Origin of the sequence: Inhella sp., assembly GCF_041912635.1 — a bacterium.
In the GTDB taxonomy this organism is placed as follows: domain Bacteria; phylum Pseudomonadota; class Gammaproteobacteria; order Burkholderiales; family Burkholderiaceae_C; genus Inhella.
In genome coordinates this window covers 1-15,756 of sequence record NZ_JAYRMO010000019.1, presented here as the reverse complement: position 1 = coordinate 15,756, position 15,756 = coordinate 1, and the positions used below count along the sequence as shown (strand labels likewise).

Sequence of the window (15,756 nt, the reverse complement as noted above, 5' to 3'; positions counted from 1 at the left end):
CCGGAGGTCGGCATCATGCAGATGGAAGAACTCGCGAAGCTGGCCCAAGGCCAGGGTCTTGCAGTGGATCCGGCAGTGTTTCAGCAGATCGGGACCATCACCCGGCTGCTGCACGACACCATGGAACAGCTGGGCGTGATGCCGAAGCTCCAGGTGGCGACCGATGGCCTGCCCGACGCACGCAGCCGCCTGACCTACATCGCCGACAAGACCGCGGCAGCCGCCAACAAGGTGCTGAATTCGGTTGATCAGGCCAAGCTGGATCACGAGGCGATTGCCAATGCCACGCGGGAGCTGGCAGCCAAGCTGACGGCCGACCCGGTGCGTGCCGTGGCCAGTGGGGCGGTGATGAACTTCGTCACCGACATCGAGACCCGCACGGCCCATATCGACCAGCACCTGACCGACATCATGATGGCGCAGGATTTCCACGACCTGACGGGCCAGGTGGTCAAGAAGGTCGTGCAGCTGACCTCCGACCTGGAGGACAGCCTGGTTAAGCTGCTGGTGCAGGTGGTGCCGCCCGAGCAGCGCGAGAAGGTCAGCCAGGAAGTGCTGCAGGGCCCCGTGGTGAACCCCGAAGGCCGCACCGATGTGGTGGCCGATCAGGGCGAAGTGGACGATCTGCTGGCCTCGCTGGGCTTCTGATCGCATCCGGTTTCTAAAAGCGGCGGGCGCCAGACGGTGCCCGCCGCTTTGCTTTGGGGCTTCGAATAGGCGGGTGATCGCCCCGCTTCTCGGGCTCAAGTGCGCGGGGGCGAGTCAGAACAATGCCGGCACAGGCCGAACTTGATCGCGTCCTGTGCCCCGCATGGCCGACAAAGACGCCCAAGACCACAACTTACCCGCCTCGCAGCGCAAGATTCGCAAAGCGCGCGAAGAGGGCCAGCTGCCCCGCTCGCGCGACCTCGCGCACGCGCTGGTGCTGGCGGCCATGGTCCTGCTGGCCTGGTTCTGGCTGCCGCAGGCGCTGCAGGATTGCCAGCGGCTGCTGGCCGACGGCCTGCGCTTCAATGCCCAGAGCCTGAGTCATCCCGGGGCGATGCAGCACAGCCTGGCGGATCTGGGCGGGCGGTTGGTGCAGGCCCTGCTGATGATCGGCGCCGTGCTGGGCGGCGCGGCCGTGGCCTCACAGCTTGCGCTGGGAGGCTGGAACTTCACCTTGAAGGCCCTGGGACCGCGCTGGAACCTGCTGGATCCGGTGGCTGGCCTGGGCCGTCTGTTCTCGGGCCAAAACGCCGGCCAGGCCTTGAAGGCCGTCCTGCTGGCGGTGCTGCTGGGCGCCGTGGCGGCCTGGGCCCTGCATCAGCGCCTGGACCAGTACGTCAGCCTCATGTCCACCCCGCTGGAACAGGCGCTCGCGCAGGCCGGCCGCTTGCTTTTGGCGGGCCTGTTTGCGCTGACCCTGGCCCTGGCCGTGTTCGCGGCGCTGGATGTGCCCCTGCAGCGCCAGCTCTACCTGCGCCGCCTGCGCATGAGCCGCGTCGAGGTCAAGCAGGAAATGAAGGAGACCGAGGGCTCGCCCGAGATCAAGGCCCGCCAGCGCGCCCGCATGCGCGAGCTGACGCGCCAGCGCATGATGGCCGCGGTGCCCAAGGCCGATCTGGTGGTGATGAACCCGACCCACTACGCCGTGGCCCTGAAGTACGACGAGGCCAAGGACGGCGCCCCGCGCGTCGTGGCCAAGGGCGCCGACCTGCTGGCCCTGCGCATCCGCGACGTGGCCAAGGAGCACAAGGTGCCGGTGCTGCAGGCGCCGGCGCTGGCGCGTGCGCTGTACGCCCACGCCAAGCTGGACCGCGAGGTGCCGATGAGCCTGTTCGGCGCCGTGGCGCAGGTGCTGGCCTGGCTGTACCAGCTGCGCGCCGCGCGCCCGGGGCGCGAGCCGCAGGCGCCGGACCCGGCCGTGCCCAAGGGCATGGATCCGCATGAAGAGCAGGCCCTGGCGCCGTCTGACGAGGAGCAGGCCGTATGAACGAGCTGACGCAGAAGCTGCAGGCCTGGATCGGGCCGCACAGCCAGGTGCTGACGGCGCTGGGCGCGCCGGTGGCGGTGCTGCTGGTGCTGGCCATGATGGTGCTGCCGCTGCCGCCCTTCGCGCTGGACTTCCTGTTCACCCTCAACATCGCGCTGGCGCTGATGGTGATGATGGTGGCCGCGCACATGATCCGGCCGCTGGATTTCGCCGCCTTCCCGACCGTGCTGCTGCTCACCACGCTGATGCGCCTGTCGCTCAACGTGGCCTCGACCCGCGTGGTGCTGCTGGAAGGCCATACCGGCCCGGGTGCGGCCGGCAAGGTGATCGAGAGCTTCGGCCACTTCCTGATCGGTGGCAATTTCGCCGTCGGCCTGATCGTGTTCGCCATCCTGGTGGTGATCAACTTCATCGTCGTTACCAAGGGTTCGGAGCGCATCGCCGAGGTGTCGGCCCGCTTCACCCTGGACGCCTTGCCGGGCAAGCAGATGGCGGTGGACGCTGATCTTTCCGCCGGGCTGATCGACGAGAAGGAGGCCAAACGCCGCCGCGCCGAGCTGGGTGACGAGGCCGACTTCTTCGGTTCGATGGACGGTGCCAGCAAATTCGTGCGTGGTGACGCCGTGGCCGGCATCCTGATCCTGGTCATCAACATCGTCGGTGGCTTTGCCATTGGCATGGCGCAACACGGCCTGTCACTCGGTCAGGCGGCCGACAGCTACATCCTGCTGGCGGTGGGTGACGCGCTGGTGGCGCAGATCCCCGGCCTGCTGATTTCGGTGGCTGCAGCCATGGTGGTCTCGCGCGTGGGCAAGGAGCGTGACATCAGCGCCATGATCGGCACGCAGATGTTTGGCAGCTGGCGCGCGTTGGCCATCACGGCCGGCGTGGTGGCCACGCTGGGCCTGATTCCGGGCATGCCGCATGCGGTGTTCCTGCTGATGTCCGGCCTGCTGGGCTGGGGCGCCTGGTGGCTGCGCGAGCGCGAGCGCCGCGCCAAGCTGGCCCCGCCGGCCCCGCCGCCCGCCCAGGCCGCCAGCGACGGCGAAGCCAGCTGGGACGACTTGCAGCCGGTGGATACCCTGGGCCTGGAAGTGGGCTACCGCCTCATCACCCTGGTGGACAAGGCGCGCGACGGCGACCTGCTCAGCCGCATCAAGGGCGTGCGCAAGAAGTTCGCGCAGGACGTCGGCTTCCTGCCGCCGGCCGTGCACATCCGTGACAACCTGGAGCTGCGCCCCAGCCAGTACCGGCTGCTGCTGCGCGGCGCCGTGGTGGCCGAGGCCGAGGCCTACCCCGGCCTGTGGCTGGCCATCAACCCGGGCCACGCCACCACCAAGCTGCCCGGCACCAAGACCACCGACCCCGCCTTCGGCCTGCCGGCGGTGTGGATCGAAGAAAAGCAAAGGGAAGCCGCGCAAATGGCCGGCTACACCGTGGTTGATTGTTCGACTGTCATTGCCACCCATCTTTCACACTTGATGCAAATCCATGCGGCCAAGCTCCTGGGCCGCACGGAAACCCAGCAACTGGTCGAGCACTTGACCAAGCTGGCCCCCAAGCTGATGGAAGACGTGGTTCCGAAGATGGTCGCCCTGCCTCTGTTGCAACGTGTGCTGCAAGCCCTGCTGGAAGAGGGCGTGCACATCCGCGACATGCGCTCCATCGTGGAGGCGCTGGCTGAGCACGCGGGCGGCACCGCCGACCCGACCGAGCTGGCGCGCCGGGTGCGCGTGCAACTGGCCCCGGCCATCGTGCAGCAGATCTACGGGCCGGTGAAGGAACTCGACGTGATCGCCCTGGACCCCGAGCTGGAGCGCCTGATCGTGCAGGCCCTCACCAGCCCGCACGGCCAGGCCCTGGACCCCGGCGTGGCCGACCAGCTGGCCCGCCGCGCCGCCGAAACCAGCAACCAGCAGGAAGAGCGCGGCGTACCCGCCTGCCTGCTGGTGCCCGACCTCATTCGCGCCCCGCTGGCGCGCCTGCTGCGCCGTGCCGCGCCGCGCCTGAAGGTGCTGTCGCACAGCGAAGTGCCTGAGACCCACTCGATTCGCATCGGTTCCGTTATTGGAGGTGCCGCATGAACATGAAGCGCTTCACTGCCCCCACCACCCGCGAGGCCATGAACCTCGTGCGTGCCGCCTTCGGCGACGACGCGGTGGTGCTGGCCACCAAGCCCTGTGCCGAAGGCATCGAGGTGCTGGCCATGGAGCCCGAGGGCCTGGCCAAGGTGCAGGAAATTGCCGCGCGCGGCGCCGGCCCCGGCACCTCGGTCAAGCAGGACGTCTCCGCCATGGGCATGAGCACCCTGTCGTTCCAGGACTATGTGCGCGAGCGCATGCTGCGTCGCCGCCAGGCCGAGCTGCAGGGTCAGCCCGACCCGGTGGCCCCGCCGCAGCTGCAGCGCAAGCCCGACAGCGAAGGCGAGCGTGCCCGTCGTGCCCAGGCGCAGATCGAGGCCATGCGCGCGCAGCGGGTGGAGCAGGCCAGCTTCGCCGCCGCCCAGCCCGCCGCCCCTGTGCAACGCCAGGGCAGTGCCGCGCAACGCTGGGCCGCCGCCGGTGCTGGGCAGCCCGCACAGCGCATCGAACCCCGGCTGGAAGACCCGGCACCGGCGCCCGCGCGCCTGGCCGAGCCACCGCGCAATCTGCGCCAGGAAGCGCGCGAGCGCCTGCATGCTGATGCACCGCGTGCCGCCGCCGTCGAGGCCCCGCGCATGCGCGGCATCGATGCCCCGACCCTGCGCCGCAACCCGCCCGTGCTGCGCGATGAAGTGGCGCCGCCCACCCCAGCCGGTGACTTCGGCGCCAGCGCCTCGCGCAACGAGCGCGAACGTGCCGACGTGATGCGCGAGCTGCAGGACATGAAGGGCCTGATCGAGCAGCGCTTCGGTGCCCTGGCCTTCATGGAAAAGCTGCAGCGCCAGCCGGTGCAGGCGCGCCTGGCCCAGCAGCTGCTGGAGGCGGGTTTTTCACCGGCACTGACGCGCAAGCTCGTTGATGCCTGCCCGAGCGCCTTTGCCGCCGGGGCCGACGAAATGCAGTGGGCCGCCGCCGTGCTGGCGCGCAATCTGCATGTCGCTCCCATCGCGCTCGAGGACCGCCAGGGCGTGTTCGCGCTGATCGGCTCCACCGGCGTGGGCAAGACCACCAGCACCGCCAAGATCGCCGCCAACTTCGCGGCCAAGCATGGCGCCAGCCAGCTCGGCCTCATCACCCTGGACGCCTACCGCCTGGGCGCTCACGAGCAGCTGCGGGCCTATGGCCGCATCCTGGGCGTGCCGGTGCACACCGCGCACGACCGCGCCTCGCTGGACGACCTGCTCGACCTGCTGGCCAACAAGCAGATGGTGCTGATCGACACCGCCGGCATGGCGCAGCGCGACAGCCGCACGCAGGAGCTGCTGGAGATGGTGGCCCACCCCTCGATCCGCCGCCTGCTGGTGGTGAACGCCAGCGCCCAGGGCGAGACCCTGGACGACGTGGTGGGCGCCTGGCATGCCAGCCAGTGCGAGGGCGTGGTGCTGAGCAAGATCGACGAAGCCGTGCGCCTCGGCCCGGCCCTGGACATCCTGATTCGTCACCGCCTGACCCTGCAGGCCGTGGCGAACGGCCAGCGGGTGCCCGAGGACTGGCTGCGCCTGAGCCCGGACGAGCTGGTGCAGCACGCCTTCAAGCCGCGCGCCGCCAGTGCCTGGAGCAAGGACCCGCAGGACCTGCAGCTCGTTTTCGCGACCCACTGATCGAGGAGCGCCATGCTGCGAACCCCGCGTGACCAGGCCGCTGGCCTGCGCCGCCTGTTCGCCCCCCGCGGCGGTGTGCTGGTGCCGGTGCTGGCGCAAGCTGGCCTGGAAGCCGCCGAACTGATGCTGGACGCCCTGGTGGGCGCCTACCTGGAGCGTGGCCTGCAGGTGCTGGTGGTGGATGCCGGGCCGGCCGCCAAGCCGGCGCCGGAGCTCGCGCGCATCAATCTGGCGGCCTGCCTGGAAGCGCTGTCGGACGATGTGCAGTTCCTGGAGGCGCGCGGCCTGCCCGGCCATTACCTGGATGCACGCGGCAACGCCGGCAGCCTGGTGGAGGCGCTGCGCAGCGCCGCCCCGCAGGCCGACGTGATCCTGCTGCATGCCCCGGTGGCCGAACTGGCGCGGGTGCTGGTGGGGCAGGGGGATTGCCGACCCATTCTGCTGACCGACCTGCAACCCCAGGCCATGACCCAGGCCTATGCCGCGATGAAATGGCTGCAGCAGCGGGCCCACTGCCAGGTGTTCGGCCTGCTGGTGGCGGGCCACCCGCGCCTGGCGCTCACGCGCCGCATCGCCGAGCAGTTGGCCGACTGTGCCGAACGATTCTTGGGCGCCGCCTTGCCGGTTTGGGCGGCGCTGGACCCCAGGGCCGGATTGCGCGCCGCACCGAGTGCGGAATTGCGCCGCCTGGCGCGCGACAGCCTGCTGGGGTTGGAGCCCCAGAGGGTGCATCATGGAGCCCTGGAATACGCGCCGCTGATGACCTGATGTACACCGCCAAAGGCAAGCTCGACACCAATGTGCTGCTCAAGCAGTACAGCCCCCTGGTTCGCCGTCTGGCGCATCAGATGATTGCCAAGCTGCCCGCCAATGTGGAGCTGGACGACCTGGTGCAGGTCGGCATGATCGGCCTGACCGATGCGCTGAGCCGCTTTGATGCCGGCCAGGGCGTGCAGTTCGAAACTTTTGCCACCCAGCGCATCCGCGGCGCCATGCTCGACGAGCTGCGCGGTGGCGACTGGCTCAGCCGCGGCACGCGCCGCCAGCAGCGCGAGATTGAGGACGCCGTGCACAAGGCCGAGCAGAAGCTGGGCCGTGCGCCCAGCGAGAGCGAGGTGGCGGCGCAAATGGGCATCTCGCTGGCCGAGTACCAGGAAGCGCTGACGCGCGTGCGCGGCACCCAGCTCGTTTACCTGGAAGACATCGGCGGCGGTGAGGACGGCGACGACTACCTGGACCGCCATGTCGTCGACCATGCCAACAACCCCTCGCTGCAGCTGCAGGACCACCGCATGCGCGCCGCCCTGGTCGAGGCCATCAAGGCCCTGCCCGAGCGCGAGGCCTATGTGATGAGCATGTACTACGAGCACGACATGAATCTCAAGGAGATCGCCGCCGTGCTCAAGGTGACGGAAAGCCGCGTCTGCCAGCTGCACAGCCAGGCCATCGCCCGCCTGCGCGTCAAGCTGCGCGAGCATTGAAGGCCCCAGGGGTCGGCCCCCTGTAACAAGTTGCGCAATGAGGCTACCGTCCACCGCTGGGGGTGCCATGAAATGCAACTGCCGGGAACGACGCACCTGCCTGGCGCTGCTGCTGGGCACGGTCGCCTGCGTGCCGGCGCGGCCACCGCGCGAGCTGGAGCTGCGCTTCGGCGTCGAACGCGATTACGGCCCCTTCGTGTTCCGTGACACCGACGGCGCGGTCAAGGGCCTGTCCGTCGACATCCTGCGGGCGCTGCTGCCGGCCGCCCACCTGCGCCTGCGCTGGAGCGAGCCCCGTGCACTGTCCGAGCTGCTGCAGCTGGCCGAGGCCGGGCAGATTGAGCTGCTGAGTTCGCTGCGCCCCACGCCCGAGCGCGACAGCTACTTGGACTTCACCGCGCCCTATGTGGTGGTGCCGGCCGTGGTGGCCCTGCGCAGCGGCCAGGGGGATGGCCAGCTCTGGCGCCTGACCGGGCGGCGGGTGGCGGTGGGGCGTGGCTATGCCATCGAGGCCTTCGTGCGCCGCCACTACCCGCGCATCGAGTGGCAGGCCTATCCCGACGACGGGCTCAGCCTGCAGGCCTTGATGAGCGGCCAGGTCGAGGCTCTAGTGGCCGATCTGGCCAGCGTGGAGCATGCGCGCCGTCGCCTGCGGCTGCAGCCCGGTGCGCTGCAGCTGGTGGCCGACCTGGGCTACTCCTACCCGCTGAGCTTCGGCTACGCCAAGGGCCGGGCGGACATCGGCGAGCGTCTGGAGCAGGCCCTGGACGCCCTGCCGCACACCCAGCTGCGCGCCATCCTGGCGCGCTGGCTGCCTAAAGGCGGGCTGGACCAGGTGGCGGTGCAGCCCGAGCGCGAACATCTGCGTGGCGTGGGGCTGGCCAGCCTGGCGGCCGCCGGTGCCGGGGCGCTGTGGACCTGGCACCGGCGCCGGGGTGCGGCATGAGCAACCGCACGCTGCCGAGCGCCGAGCGCCTGGCCCTGGTGCTGGTGGCGTATGCGCTGGCGCTGGCCGTCTCGCTCGGCCTGGCGCGCCTGCCGCAGGCCCTGGCGCCGCTCTGGTACGCCAATGCGGTGGCGGTGGCGGGTTTGCTGGCGCTGCCCCTGCGCTGGGCCGCTCCGGCCCTGGGGCTGATGCTGGGCCTGCTGGCGCTGGGCAACCGGCTGGTGGGCTGGGAGTGGCAGCAGGCCCTGCTGTTCCTGCCGGCCAACGCGATGGAGATTGCGCTGGGTGCCTGGCTGCTGCGGTCCTGGGGGAGCCGCCTGCGGCGCCGGCTGGAGCCGCTGCAGTGGCTGCAGGTGCTGAGCCTGGGCGCGCTGGTGCCGGGCCTGCTGGGTGCCACGCTGAGCCTGGCGCTGGCGCAGCCCGACGAAGCCCCCTGGGTGCAGGCTCTGACCTGGTGGACTGGCAGCGCCGCCGGTGCCATGGCCGTGTTGCCGCTGGCCCTGCTGGTGGTGGCGCAGGCGCGCGAGCTGCGCCAGAGCCTGGCCACGCCCGAGTGCTGGGTGGCGCTGCTGGGGGCGGTGGGCCTCACCCTGGTGGTGGTCACGACGCTGCAGATGCCTTACGTCTTCGTCGCCCTGGGCCTGGTGCTGGTGGGCTTGTGGCAGGGCCTGGGCGTCACGGCGCTGGCCACGCTCAGCGTCTCCCTGCTGCTTTCCTATGCGCTCGGCGCCGGGCTGATGGCCGCGCCCGTCGGGGCCTCCAGCTGGAGTGCCTGGGCCAGCGCGCTGCCGCTGGTGGCCTTGCTGCTGCCGCCCCAGCTGCTGGCGGTGGCGGTGGAGCAGCTGCGCGCCCAGAAGCGCCGCATCACCGCCTATTACGAGCACACGCCGGTGATGCTGGCCTCGCTGGACCCGAAGCTGCGCCTGCGAGCCGGCTCCGAGGCGCTGGTGCGCTGGCTGGGCCGTCCGCGCACCGAAGTGCTTGGGCAGCCCCTGGCCGAGTTGCTGGGCCTGAACGAGGCCCAGAGCAAGCGCCTGCGCCGGCACCTGGAAGAGCTGCCGCTGGAAGGGGCCGCCAGCGCCGAGCTCCGTCTGAACGCCGAGTACGCACCACCCGAGCGGGCCGCGCTGCGCTTGCGCGCCTTGCGCCTGGGCCTGCCCGACGAACCTGGCTACGAGCTGGTGCTTGAAGACCTGTCCGAGCAGGTCCAGATGCAAGAGGCCCTGCAGCGCACGGCCTACCAGCTGGAGGCCGCCCGGCGCGACGCACTGACCGAGCTGCCGCTGCGCGCGGGTTTCCTGGACGACCTGGAGCAGGCGCTGGCGCGCGCCAGCTTCTCGCGCCGCCGCCTGGCGGTGGTGTTTGTGGATGTGGACGAGCTCAAGCGCGTGAACGACGCCCATGGCCATGCGGTGGGCGATGCCCTGCTGCACGCGCTGGGCCAGCGCCTGCGCGCCCAGCTGCGCCCGGGTGATCTGGCCGGCCGCCTGGGGGGCGATGAGTTCGCCATGGTGCTCAGCGATGTGCACGCCGAGGCCGACCCGCTGGCTCTGGCCAGCCGCGTGGCCGAGGCCCTGGAGGGGCCGGTGCGCCAGCAAGGCCCCGAGCTGCTGCTCCGTGTCAGTGTGGGGGTGGCGGTGTTCCCGGACGACGGCCTGGCGGCCGAGGAACTGCTGCGCCGGGCAGATGCCGCCATGTACCGCGCCAAGGGCGGGCCGGCGCGGCGCAGCCGCGCGCAGGGACTCAGTTGATGCAGGCCCGGTTCTTGCCGGTGCGCTTGGCTTCGTAGAGCGCTTCGTCGGCGCGCTGCAGGGCGTCTTCCAGCGCCTCGCCGCCCCGGTACAGCGTGGCGCCGGCCGAGAAGGTCACGAACACGTCCTTGCCTTCGTGCATGAACAGGCTGGCCGAGAGCGCGCGCTGCAGCCGGCCCAGCACCTGGCGGGCTTCGTCCAGCGGCGTGTTGGGCAGCAGCAGCACGAATTCCTCGCCGCCGTAGCGCGCCACCAGGTCGCCCGGGCGCAGGATGGACTGGGCGCGTGCGGCCAGGCCCTTGAGCGCCTCGTCGCCGGCGGCGTGGCCCAGGCTGTCGTTGAGCTTTTTGAAGTTGTCGATGTCCAGCAGGGCTAGGGCCAGCGGGGCACCCTCGCGCTCCTGGCGCGCCTGCTCGGTGACAAAGGCCGCTTGCAAGCCGCGCCGGTTGGCGACCTTGGTGAGCTGGTCGGTCTGCACCTCTTCCGACAGACGCAGCAGCTCCACTTCCAGCTGGTTCACGCGTTCGGCCAGCGCGCTGGCGCGCTGGTGCTCGCCGCTCAGCTTGGCCTGCGTCTGCTGCACCAGGCCCTGCACGGTGCGGCTTTCCTGCAGCATCTCGCGCACGGCGCCGGTCAGGCTCTCGATCGAGTCGGCCTGTTCGATCACCTCGGTGTAGCGGCCCAGGTGCTGATGGAAGCGGTCGGTGTGCTCACCCAACGCACCCAGGTCGCTCAGCAGGGTCTGCATCAGGCCCTTGAGCGCGTCGCGGGCGGCGCGGCGCTCCTCGCGCAGTGCGTGCTGGCGCGCACGGGTGTGCGCTAGGCGCTCGGCCACGCTGCGCACCGCCAGGGCGGACAGGCCCTGATCCAGGGTGTCGTTCATGGCCACGGCCTGGCCCTGGGCCCAGCTCTCGTCCTCGCTGAGCTCGACCAGGCTGGCGCTCAGTTCGCGGCACAGGCTGCCGAGCTGGCTACTCAGGTGCAGGCGGTGCTCCAGCAGGCGACGCGCCTGGGCGCAGAGCTGGGCGATGGCTTCGGCGCGTGCCGCGCCGGCATCCCCCTGCTGCGCGGCCTGCTGCTCGCGCTGCAGGTCGGCCAGCAGCTGCTCGATGCGCTGCACCAGGGCCGGCGCATCGCCCGCGGGTTGCAGCGCCACCTGCACGGTCTGGTGCAGTTCGGCGCCGATGCGGGGCCAGTGCGAGGCCGGCGCCTCCAGCGAGATGCGTTCGAGCGGGGGAGCCGAAAGCGACGCGGCGGCGGGCTGCTGCTCCTCATCGCTGAAGAACTGGCTGGGCGTGCCGCCCGGCTCCTCGGCGCCGGGCTCGCCCTGGGTTTCGACCGCGGTGGCAGCCTCATCGCTGTCCCAGCTCAGCACCAGCTGGCGCAGGCGCTTGATCAGGCGGGTGCCGTCGCCGCGGTTGGCCGCCAGCACGCGCTGCAGGCCGTCCTTCTTGCGCGCCAGCGTCCATTGCCTGCCGCCGCGCTCCAGGCCGCGGGCCAGCTTGTCGACCGCCTGGGCCAGCGCTTCACCCTGCGCGGCCGGGCCCTCGGTTGCCAGCAGGCGTTCGCTGCGGCGCTGCACGGCATCAAACTCGCCCAAGCGCAGTTCGCGTTGCAGTTCCTGGCGCTCGCCCAGATCGCTCACGCCCAGCTGCATCAGGCGCTGCAAGGCCGCCAGGGCGCGCTCGGACAGGCCGGCCTCGGCACTGCTGCCGGCCGGCTCCTGGCCGGACTCCAGCGCATAGGCGCGGGCGTAGTTTTCGGGCGTGGGCTCCAGCTTGGCGGCGGCCAGCCGGCGCAAGGCCTGCTTGGCGAGCTGGGCCGGGGGGAGGCTTGGATCGGGCATGCGGATTTGTAGCAGCGCTGGCGCCGCCTGCGCGGCTTGCGCCGCGAAATTCGCTCAGCCGCGGCTGCCGAGCGACTGCGGCAGGCTCTCCAGCCCGTCCGGCAGCGCGTGGCGCAGCCAGTCGGCCTGGCGCGGCAGCAGAATTTGTTCGACCCACTGCACCACCGAGTCGCCGCTCATGGGCTTGGCGAACAGATAGCCCTGCATCACACGGCAGCCCTGGCGCAGCAGCACGTCCATCTGGCGCGGCGTCTCCACTCCCTCGGCCACCACGCTCAGGCCCAGCGAGCGGGCCAGCGCGATGATGGCGGTGACCACCGCCGCGCTCTGGGGCGAGACCCCCAGATCGCGCACGAAGCTGCGGTCGATCTTGAGCTCGGACAAGGGCAGGCTGGTCAGGTAGGAGAGCGAGGAGTAGCCGGTACCGAAGTCGTCAATCGAGATCTCGACGCCGATGGCGGTGAGGCGGTGCAGCGTGGGGATCACGGAGTGCAGGTCCTTCATCAGCCCGGTCTCCGTGATCTCCAGCTGCAGGCTGCGGTGCGCCACGCCGGCGCTGCTGACGGCCTCATGGATCTGCTCGACCAGATCCACGCGCTCGAACATGCGGTTGGGCAGGTTGACGGCGATGGACTCCTCGAAACCGACGCGCTGCTGCCAGGCACGCGCCTGGCGCGCCGCCTCGCGCATCGCCCATTCGGACATCGGCACGATCAGGCCGGTTTCCTCGGCCAGCGGGATGAAATCGCCCGGCGGCACCAGCTGGCCGCCGCGCTGCCAGCGCATCAGGGCCTCGACGCCCACCATGCGGCCGGCGCGCACGTCCACCTTGGGTTGGTAGTGCAGCACCAACTCGCCACGCTCCAGCGCGCGGTGCAGCGCGGCCTCCAGCTCCAGGCGCTCGCGGCCCTTGCCACCCAGCTGAGGCGAGAACAATGCGCAACCGTTGCGGCCCTGGTCCTTGACGGCGTACATCGCCACGTCGGCATTGCGCAGCAGGTCGACGACATTGGCGCCGTCCTGCGGGAACAGCGAGATGCCCACGCTGGCGCTGATGAAACAGTCCTGCCCGGCCACGAACACCGGCTCGCGCATCGCTTCGAGCACGCGCGCCGCCACGCGCTCGGCGTCGGCCACCTGCGTGATTTCGGGCAGCAGGGCGACGAATTCATCGCCCCCGAGGCGGCCCACGGCTTCCAGGTTGCGGTGGCCGCGGCCGCTGCCGCCATCGAGCAGGCCCTCCACCAGCTGCTCCGAGTGGCGCACACAGGCGCGCAGGCGGCGCGCCACCTCGATCAGCAGCTCGTCACCGGCGGCATGGCCCAGGGTGTCGTTGATGTTCTTGAAGCGGTCCAGATCGATCAGCAGCAGGGCGGCCATATGGCCCTGACGGCGTGCGGCGTCGATGGCGCGCTCGGCACGCCAGATCAGCTGGCGCCGGTTGGGCAGGCCGGTCAGGGCATCGAAGTGCGCCAGCTGGCGGATCTTGTCCTCGGCCTGGCGGCGGTCGGTCACGTCCTGCAGCACGCCGGAGTAATCGGTCAGGCGGCCGCTCTCGTCGAATTCGGGCTCGGCCTCCAGGTGCAGCATGCGCAGGCGGCCACCCTTGGCACAGAAGGGCAGGTCGGTCACCAGGGCACTGGCCTGCGCGAACAGCTCGCGCAGCAGGCCGATCAGCAGCCCCCGGTCGCTGCGCGGCACCAGCCGCAGCAGGCGCGACAGCGGCCAGTGTGTCTGGTTTGCAACGCCCAGCACGCGCTGGGCCTCGACAGACAGGCGCACGCCAGCGCCGACATGCCAGTCGAAGCTACCCATGCGGGCCAGATCCTGGGCGCGTGCCAGCCGGGCCTTGGAGCGTTCCAGCTCCTGGCGCGTGCGCGCCGAGCGAAGCAGGTAGCGGAGGCGCCCCACCAGCAGGCTCCACTGCCGGCTCTTGACGAAGAAGTCGGTGGCGCCGACCTCGTAGGCGCGCTCGATCGAGGCCTCGTCGTCCAGGCCGGTGAGCATCAGCACCGGCAGGCCCGCCAGGGTCGGGCGCGCGCGCACCTGGCGGCAGACTTCAAAGCCGTCCATCTCGGGCATCAGCGCATCCAGCACCAGCAGGTCGGGCGTGGCGTGGCGCAGCGCCTCAAGGGCCTCCGGCCCGGTGTGCATCTCGACGGTCTCGAAGCCGCGCGCGCGCAGCGCGGCGGCGGTCGCCATCAGGCCGACCTCGTCGTCGTCAACGATCCAGACCAGGCCCTGGTCGGACAGGCACTCGGGCTTCATTCGACTGCGCGCAGTGCCTCACGCACCCGCAGCGTGCCGGCGCACGCTTGCGCCAGCTGGTCTGCGAGGCCTTCGGCCCGGCCCTCCTTGCATTGTTGTTCGATCGTCTGCCACTGAGCCGACAAATGCAATGCTGCCAAATTGGCGGTGCTGGATTTCAGCGTATGTGCGATACGACGGATCGCTTCCAGGTCAGGGCCGGTCGCCGCCTGGTCGAGTTCGGGCAGCAGCCGCTCCAGGCTGCGTGCCCAGGCCTCGCCCAGGCGCCGCAGCAAGCCTTGGCTGCCGTCCGGGTCCAGCGCCCGCAAGTCGGCCAGGGCCTGGGGGTCGAGCAGTTCGGCTGACCCTGCCGTCATTCGAGCTGGGCGCCCTTGAGCAGGCAGTTCAGCACTGCCTGGTTCAGCTCGGCCGGGCCGATCATCAGGGTCTCGGCGGCCTCGCGGTAGTCAAACACCGACTCCAGCTCGATGGCATGCACCAGTTGCAGGAAGGGCTGGTAGGGACCGGTGTCCTCCACCAGTGCCTGGCGCACGCGCTCGGGGCAGGGGATGGATTCGAGCAGCTTGCCCACCGGGGTCTTGAGCAGGTGGTCGAGCAGCGAGAACAGGCCGCAGATGAACATCTCGTCCTTGGCGTCGCTGTCCTGCAGGGTCTTGGAGAGTTCCTCCATCAGCAGACCGCGGCGCAATGCGGCCCACATCACCGGGCGCATCGTGCTGTCCTTGCTGGCGGTGGCCAGCAGCAGGGCCAGCCAGCGCTTCAGGCGGTTCAGGCCCAGCAGCATCATGGCGTGGCGGAAGGAGGTCACCTCGACCGGCAGGCCGAAGGCGGCGCTGTTCATGTAGCGCAGCAGCTTGAAGGCCAGGCCGGGGTCGCGCTTGAGCGTGGCTTCCATCTTCTCGACGCTCTCGCCCTGGTCCACCTGGCCCATCAGCACGATGATGACCTGCAGGTCGGCACTGACCTCGCTCTTGGCGGGTGCGCCGGCCGGGGCCTCGTAGTGGCCTTCCACGGGCACACCGAACACGGCGGCGGCGCCGCGCTCAAAGGCCTCCTGGGCCTCTGGGGCGGAGCGCACCACGTTGCACCACAGCGGCAGCGTGTTGGGGTCCTGCACGCCGCGGCGCAGATCGTCCAGGTCCAGTTCGGTGGCCTTGAAGGCGGCCCGTTCGGGCCCGAGCGCGCTGGCACCCTTGAGCAGCAGGCCCTTCTTGCCTTCGAGCCCGCCGGCCAGGCCGCCAGCCAGGAAGGCCGGGATCTCGAGCACGATGTTGGCCGGCAGCTCCTGCGCCAGCAGGCCCTGCAGCGCGGCTTCCTGGGGCACGTTCAGCACCACCGGCTTGTCAGGCGCGGCCTCGCTGACGGCGGCCAGCAGGGCCGCGGGGTCGATGGCGGCGTCGGGTTTGAGGGGGATGCAGCTGATCCGGGTGGCCAGGACCTGGCGCTGCTTGTCGTACAGCGGGGCGAAACCCAGCGCCAACTGGGCCAGGACAGGGTGCTTGGTGCTGCTCATCGCGATCGGGCTCCCGGCTCGGTGCCGGGCCCCTTGCGATCAAGCGCAGGACCGCGGCGCCTCAGAAGTTCAGGTAGTCAAACAGGTTCAAACGCTGCACGGCAGCGTAGGAACGGAGCGCTGCATCGTAGCTGGTCTGCTGCACCTGGAACTTCGAGATCGCCTCGGTCATGTCGAGGTCTTCGGCGGCGCTGCGCTCGCTCTGGTTGTAGAGCTTCAGATCGGCCAGGCGGT

At 70.5% G+C, this 15,756-nt stretch carries 12 protein-coding genes; 8 read left to right on the top strand and 4 right to left on the bottom strand.

Annotated features, from left to right (window positions below; genetic code table 11):
* Positions 1-15: 15 nt before the first annotated feature.
* From ACE3QP_RS12440 to ACE3QP_RS12405, 8 genes are all read left to right on the top strand, one after another.
* Positions 16-648 carry a protein phosphatase CheZ gene (locus tag ACE3QP_RS12440; RefSeq protein ID WP_198109486.1) on the top strand — a complete coding sequence of 211 codons (633 nt, stop codon included), beginning with the start codon at positions 16-18 and terminating at the stop codon, positions 646-648.
* A 163-nt stretch (positions 649-811) separates the two neighbouring features.
* The gene (gene flhB / locus ACE3QP_RS12435; protein WP_374436488.1) at positions 812-1,975 is read left to right on the top strand and encodes a flagellar biosynthesis protein FlhB; all 1,164 of its coding nucleotides are present in this window, start codon (positions 812-814) and stop codon (positions 1,973-1,975) included.
* The gene (gene flhA / locus ACE3QP_RS12430; protein WP_374436486.1) at positions 1,972-4,059 is read left to right on the top strand and encodes a flagellar biosynthesis protein FlhA; all 2,088 of its coding nucleotides are present in this window, start codon (positions 1,972-1,974) and stop codon (positions 4,057-4,059) included. Before flhB ends, flhA begins: the two co-directional genes overlap by 4 nt.
* A complete protein-coding gene (gene flhF / locus ACE3QP_RS12425) occupies positions 4,056-5,717 on the top strand; it encodes a flagellar biosynthesis protein FlhF (protein ID WP_374436484.1) in 1,662 nt (553 codons plus the stop codon). Before flhA ends, flhF begins: the two co-directional genes overlap by 4 nt.
* A 12-nt stretch (positions 5,718-5,729) precedes the next feature.
* Positions 5,730-6,485 (top strand): MinD/ParA family protein, encoded by a 756-nt coding sequence (locus tag ACE3QP_RS12420; RefSeq protein ID WP_374436482.1) that lies wholly within the window; start codon positions 5,730-5,732, stop codon positions 6,483-6,485.
* Positions 6,485-7,198: an RNA polymerase sigma factor FliA gene (locus ACE3QP_RS12415; protein ID WP_374436480.1), complete on the top strand. Its 714-nt coding sequence runs from the start codon at positions 6,485-6,487 to the stop codon at positions 7,196-7,198. The genes ACE3QP_RS12420 and ACE3QP_RS12415 overlap by 1 nt, the downstream gene beginning before the upstream one ends.
* A gap of 67 nt (positions 7,199-7,265) precedes the next feature.
* Entirely contained in the window at positions 7,266-8,144 is an 879-nt protein-coding gene (locus ACE3QP_RS12410; protein WP_374436479.1) for a transporter substrate-binding domain-containing protein, read from the top strand.
* A complete protein-coding gene (locus ACE3QP_RS12405) occupies positions 8,141-9,895 on the top strand; it encodes a diguanylate cyclase domain-containing protein (RefSeq protein WP_374436477.1) in 1,755 nt (584 codons plus the stop codon). Before ACE3QP_RS12410 ends, ACE3QP_RS12405 begins: the two co-directional genes overlap by 4 nt.
* Here ACE3QP_RS12405 and ACE3QP_RS12400 read toward each other — a convergent pair.
* From ACE3QP_RS12400 to ACE3QP_RS12385, 4 genes are read right to left on the bottom strand one after another with little or no spacing between them, the layout of a single operon-like run.
* Complete coding sequence (locus ACE3QP_RS12400) at positions 9,888-11,741, bottom strand: diguanylate cyclase domain-containing protein (RefSeq protein WP_374436475.1); 1,854 nt, start codon at positions 11,739-11,741, stop codon at positions 9,888-9,890. The genes ACE3QP_RS12405 and ACE3QP_RS12400 overlap by 8 nt on opposite strands.
* Positions 11,742-11,795: 54 nt before the next feature.
* The gene (locus ACE3QP_RS12395) at positions 11,796-14,009 is read right to left on the bottom strand and encodes a putative bifunctional diguanylate cyclase/phosphodiesterase (protein ID WP_374436473.1); all 2,214 of its coding nucleotides are present in this window, start codon (positions 14,007-14,009) and stop codon (positions 11,796-11,798) included.
* Positions 14,006-14,317, bottom strand: a complete 312-nt coding sequence (locus ACE3QP_RS12390) for an Hpt domain-containing protein (protein WP_374436471.1) — start codon at positions 14,315-14,317, stop codon at positions 14,006-14,008. Before ACE3QP_RS12390 ends, ACE3QP_RS12395 begins: the two co-directional genes overlap by 4 nt.
* A gap of 44 nt (positions 14,318-14,361) precedes the next feature.
* Complete coding sequence (locus ACE3QP_RS12385) at positions 14,362-15,522, bottom strand: EAL and HDOD domain-containing protein (RefSeq protein WP_374436469.1); 1,161 nt, start codon at positions 15,520-15,522, stop codon at positions 14,362-14,364.
* Positions 15,523-15,756: the final 234 nt, after the last annotated feature.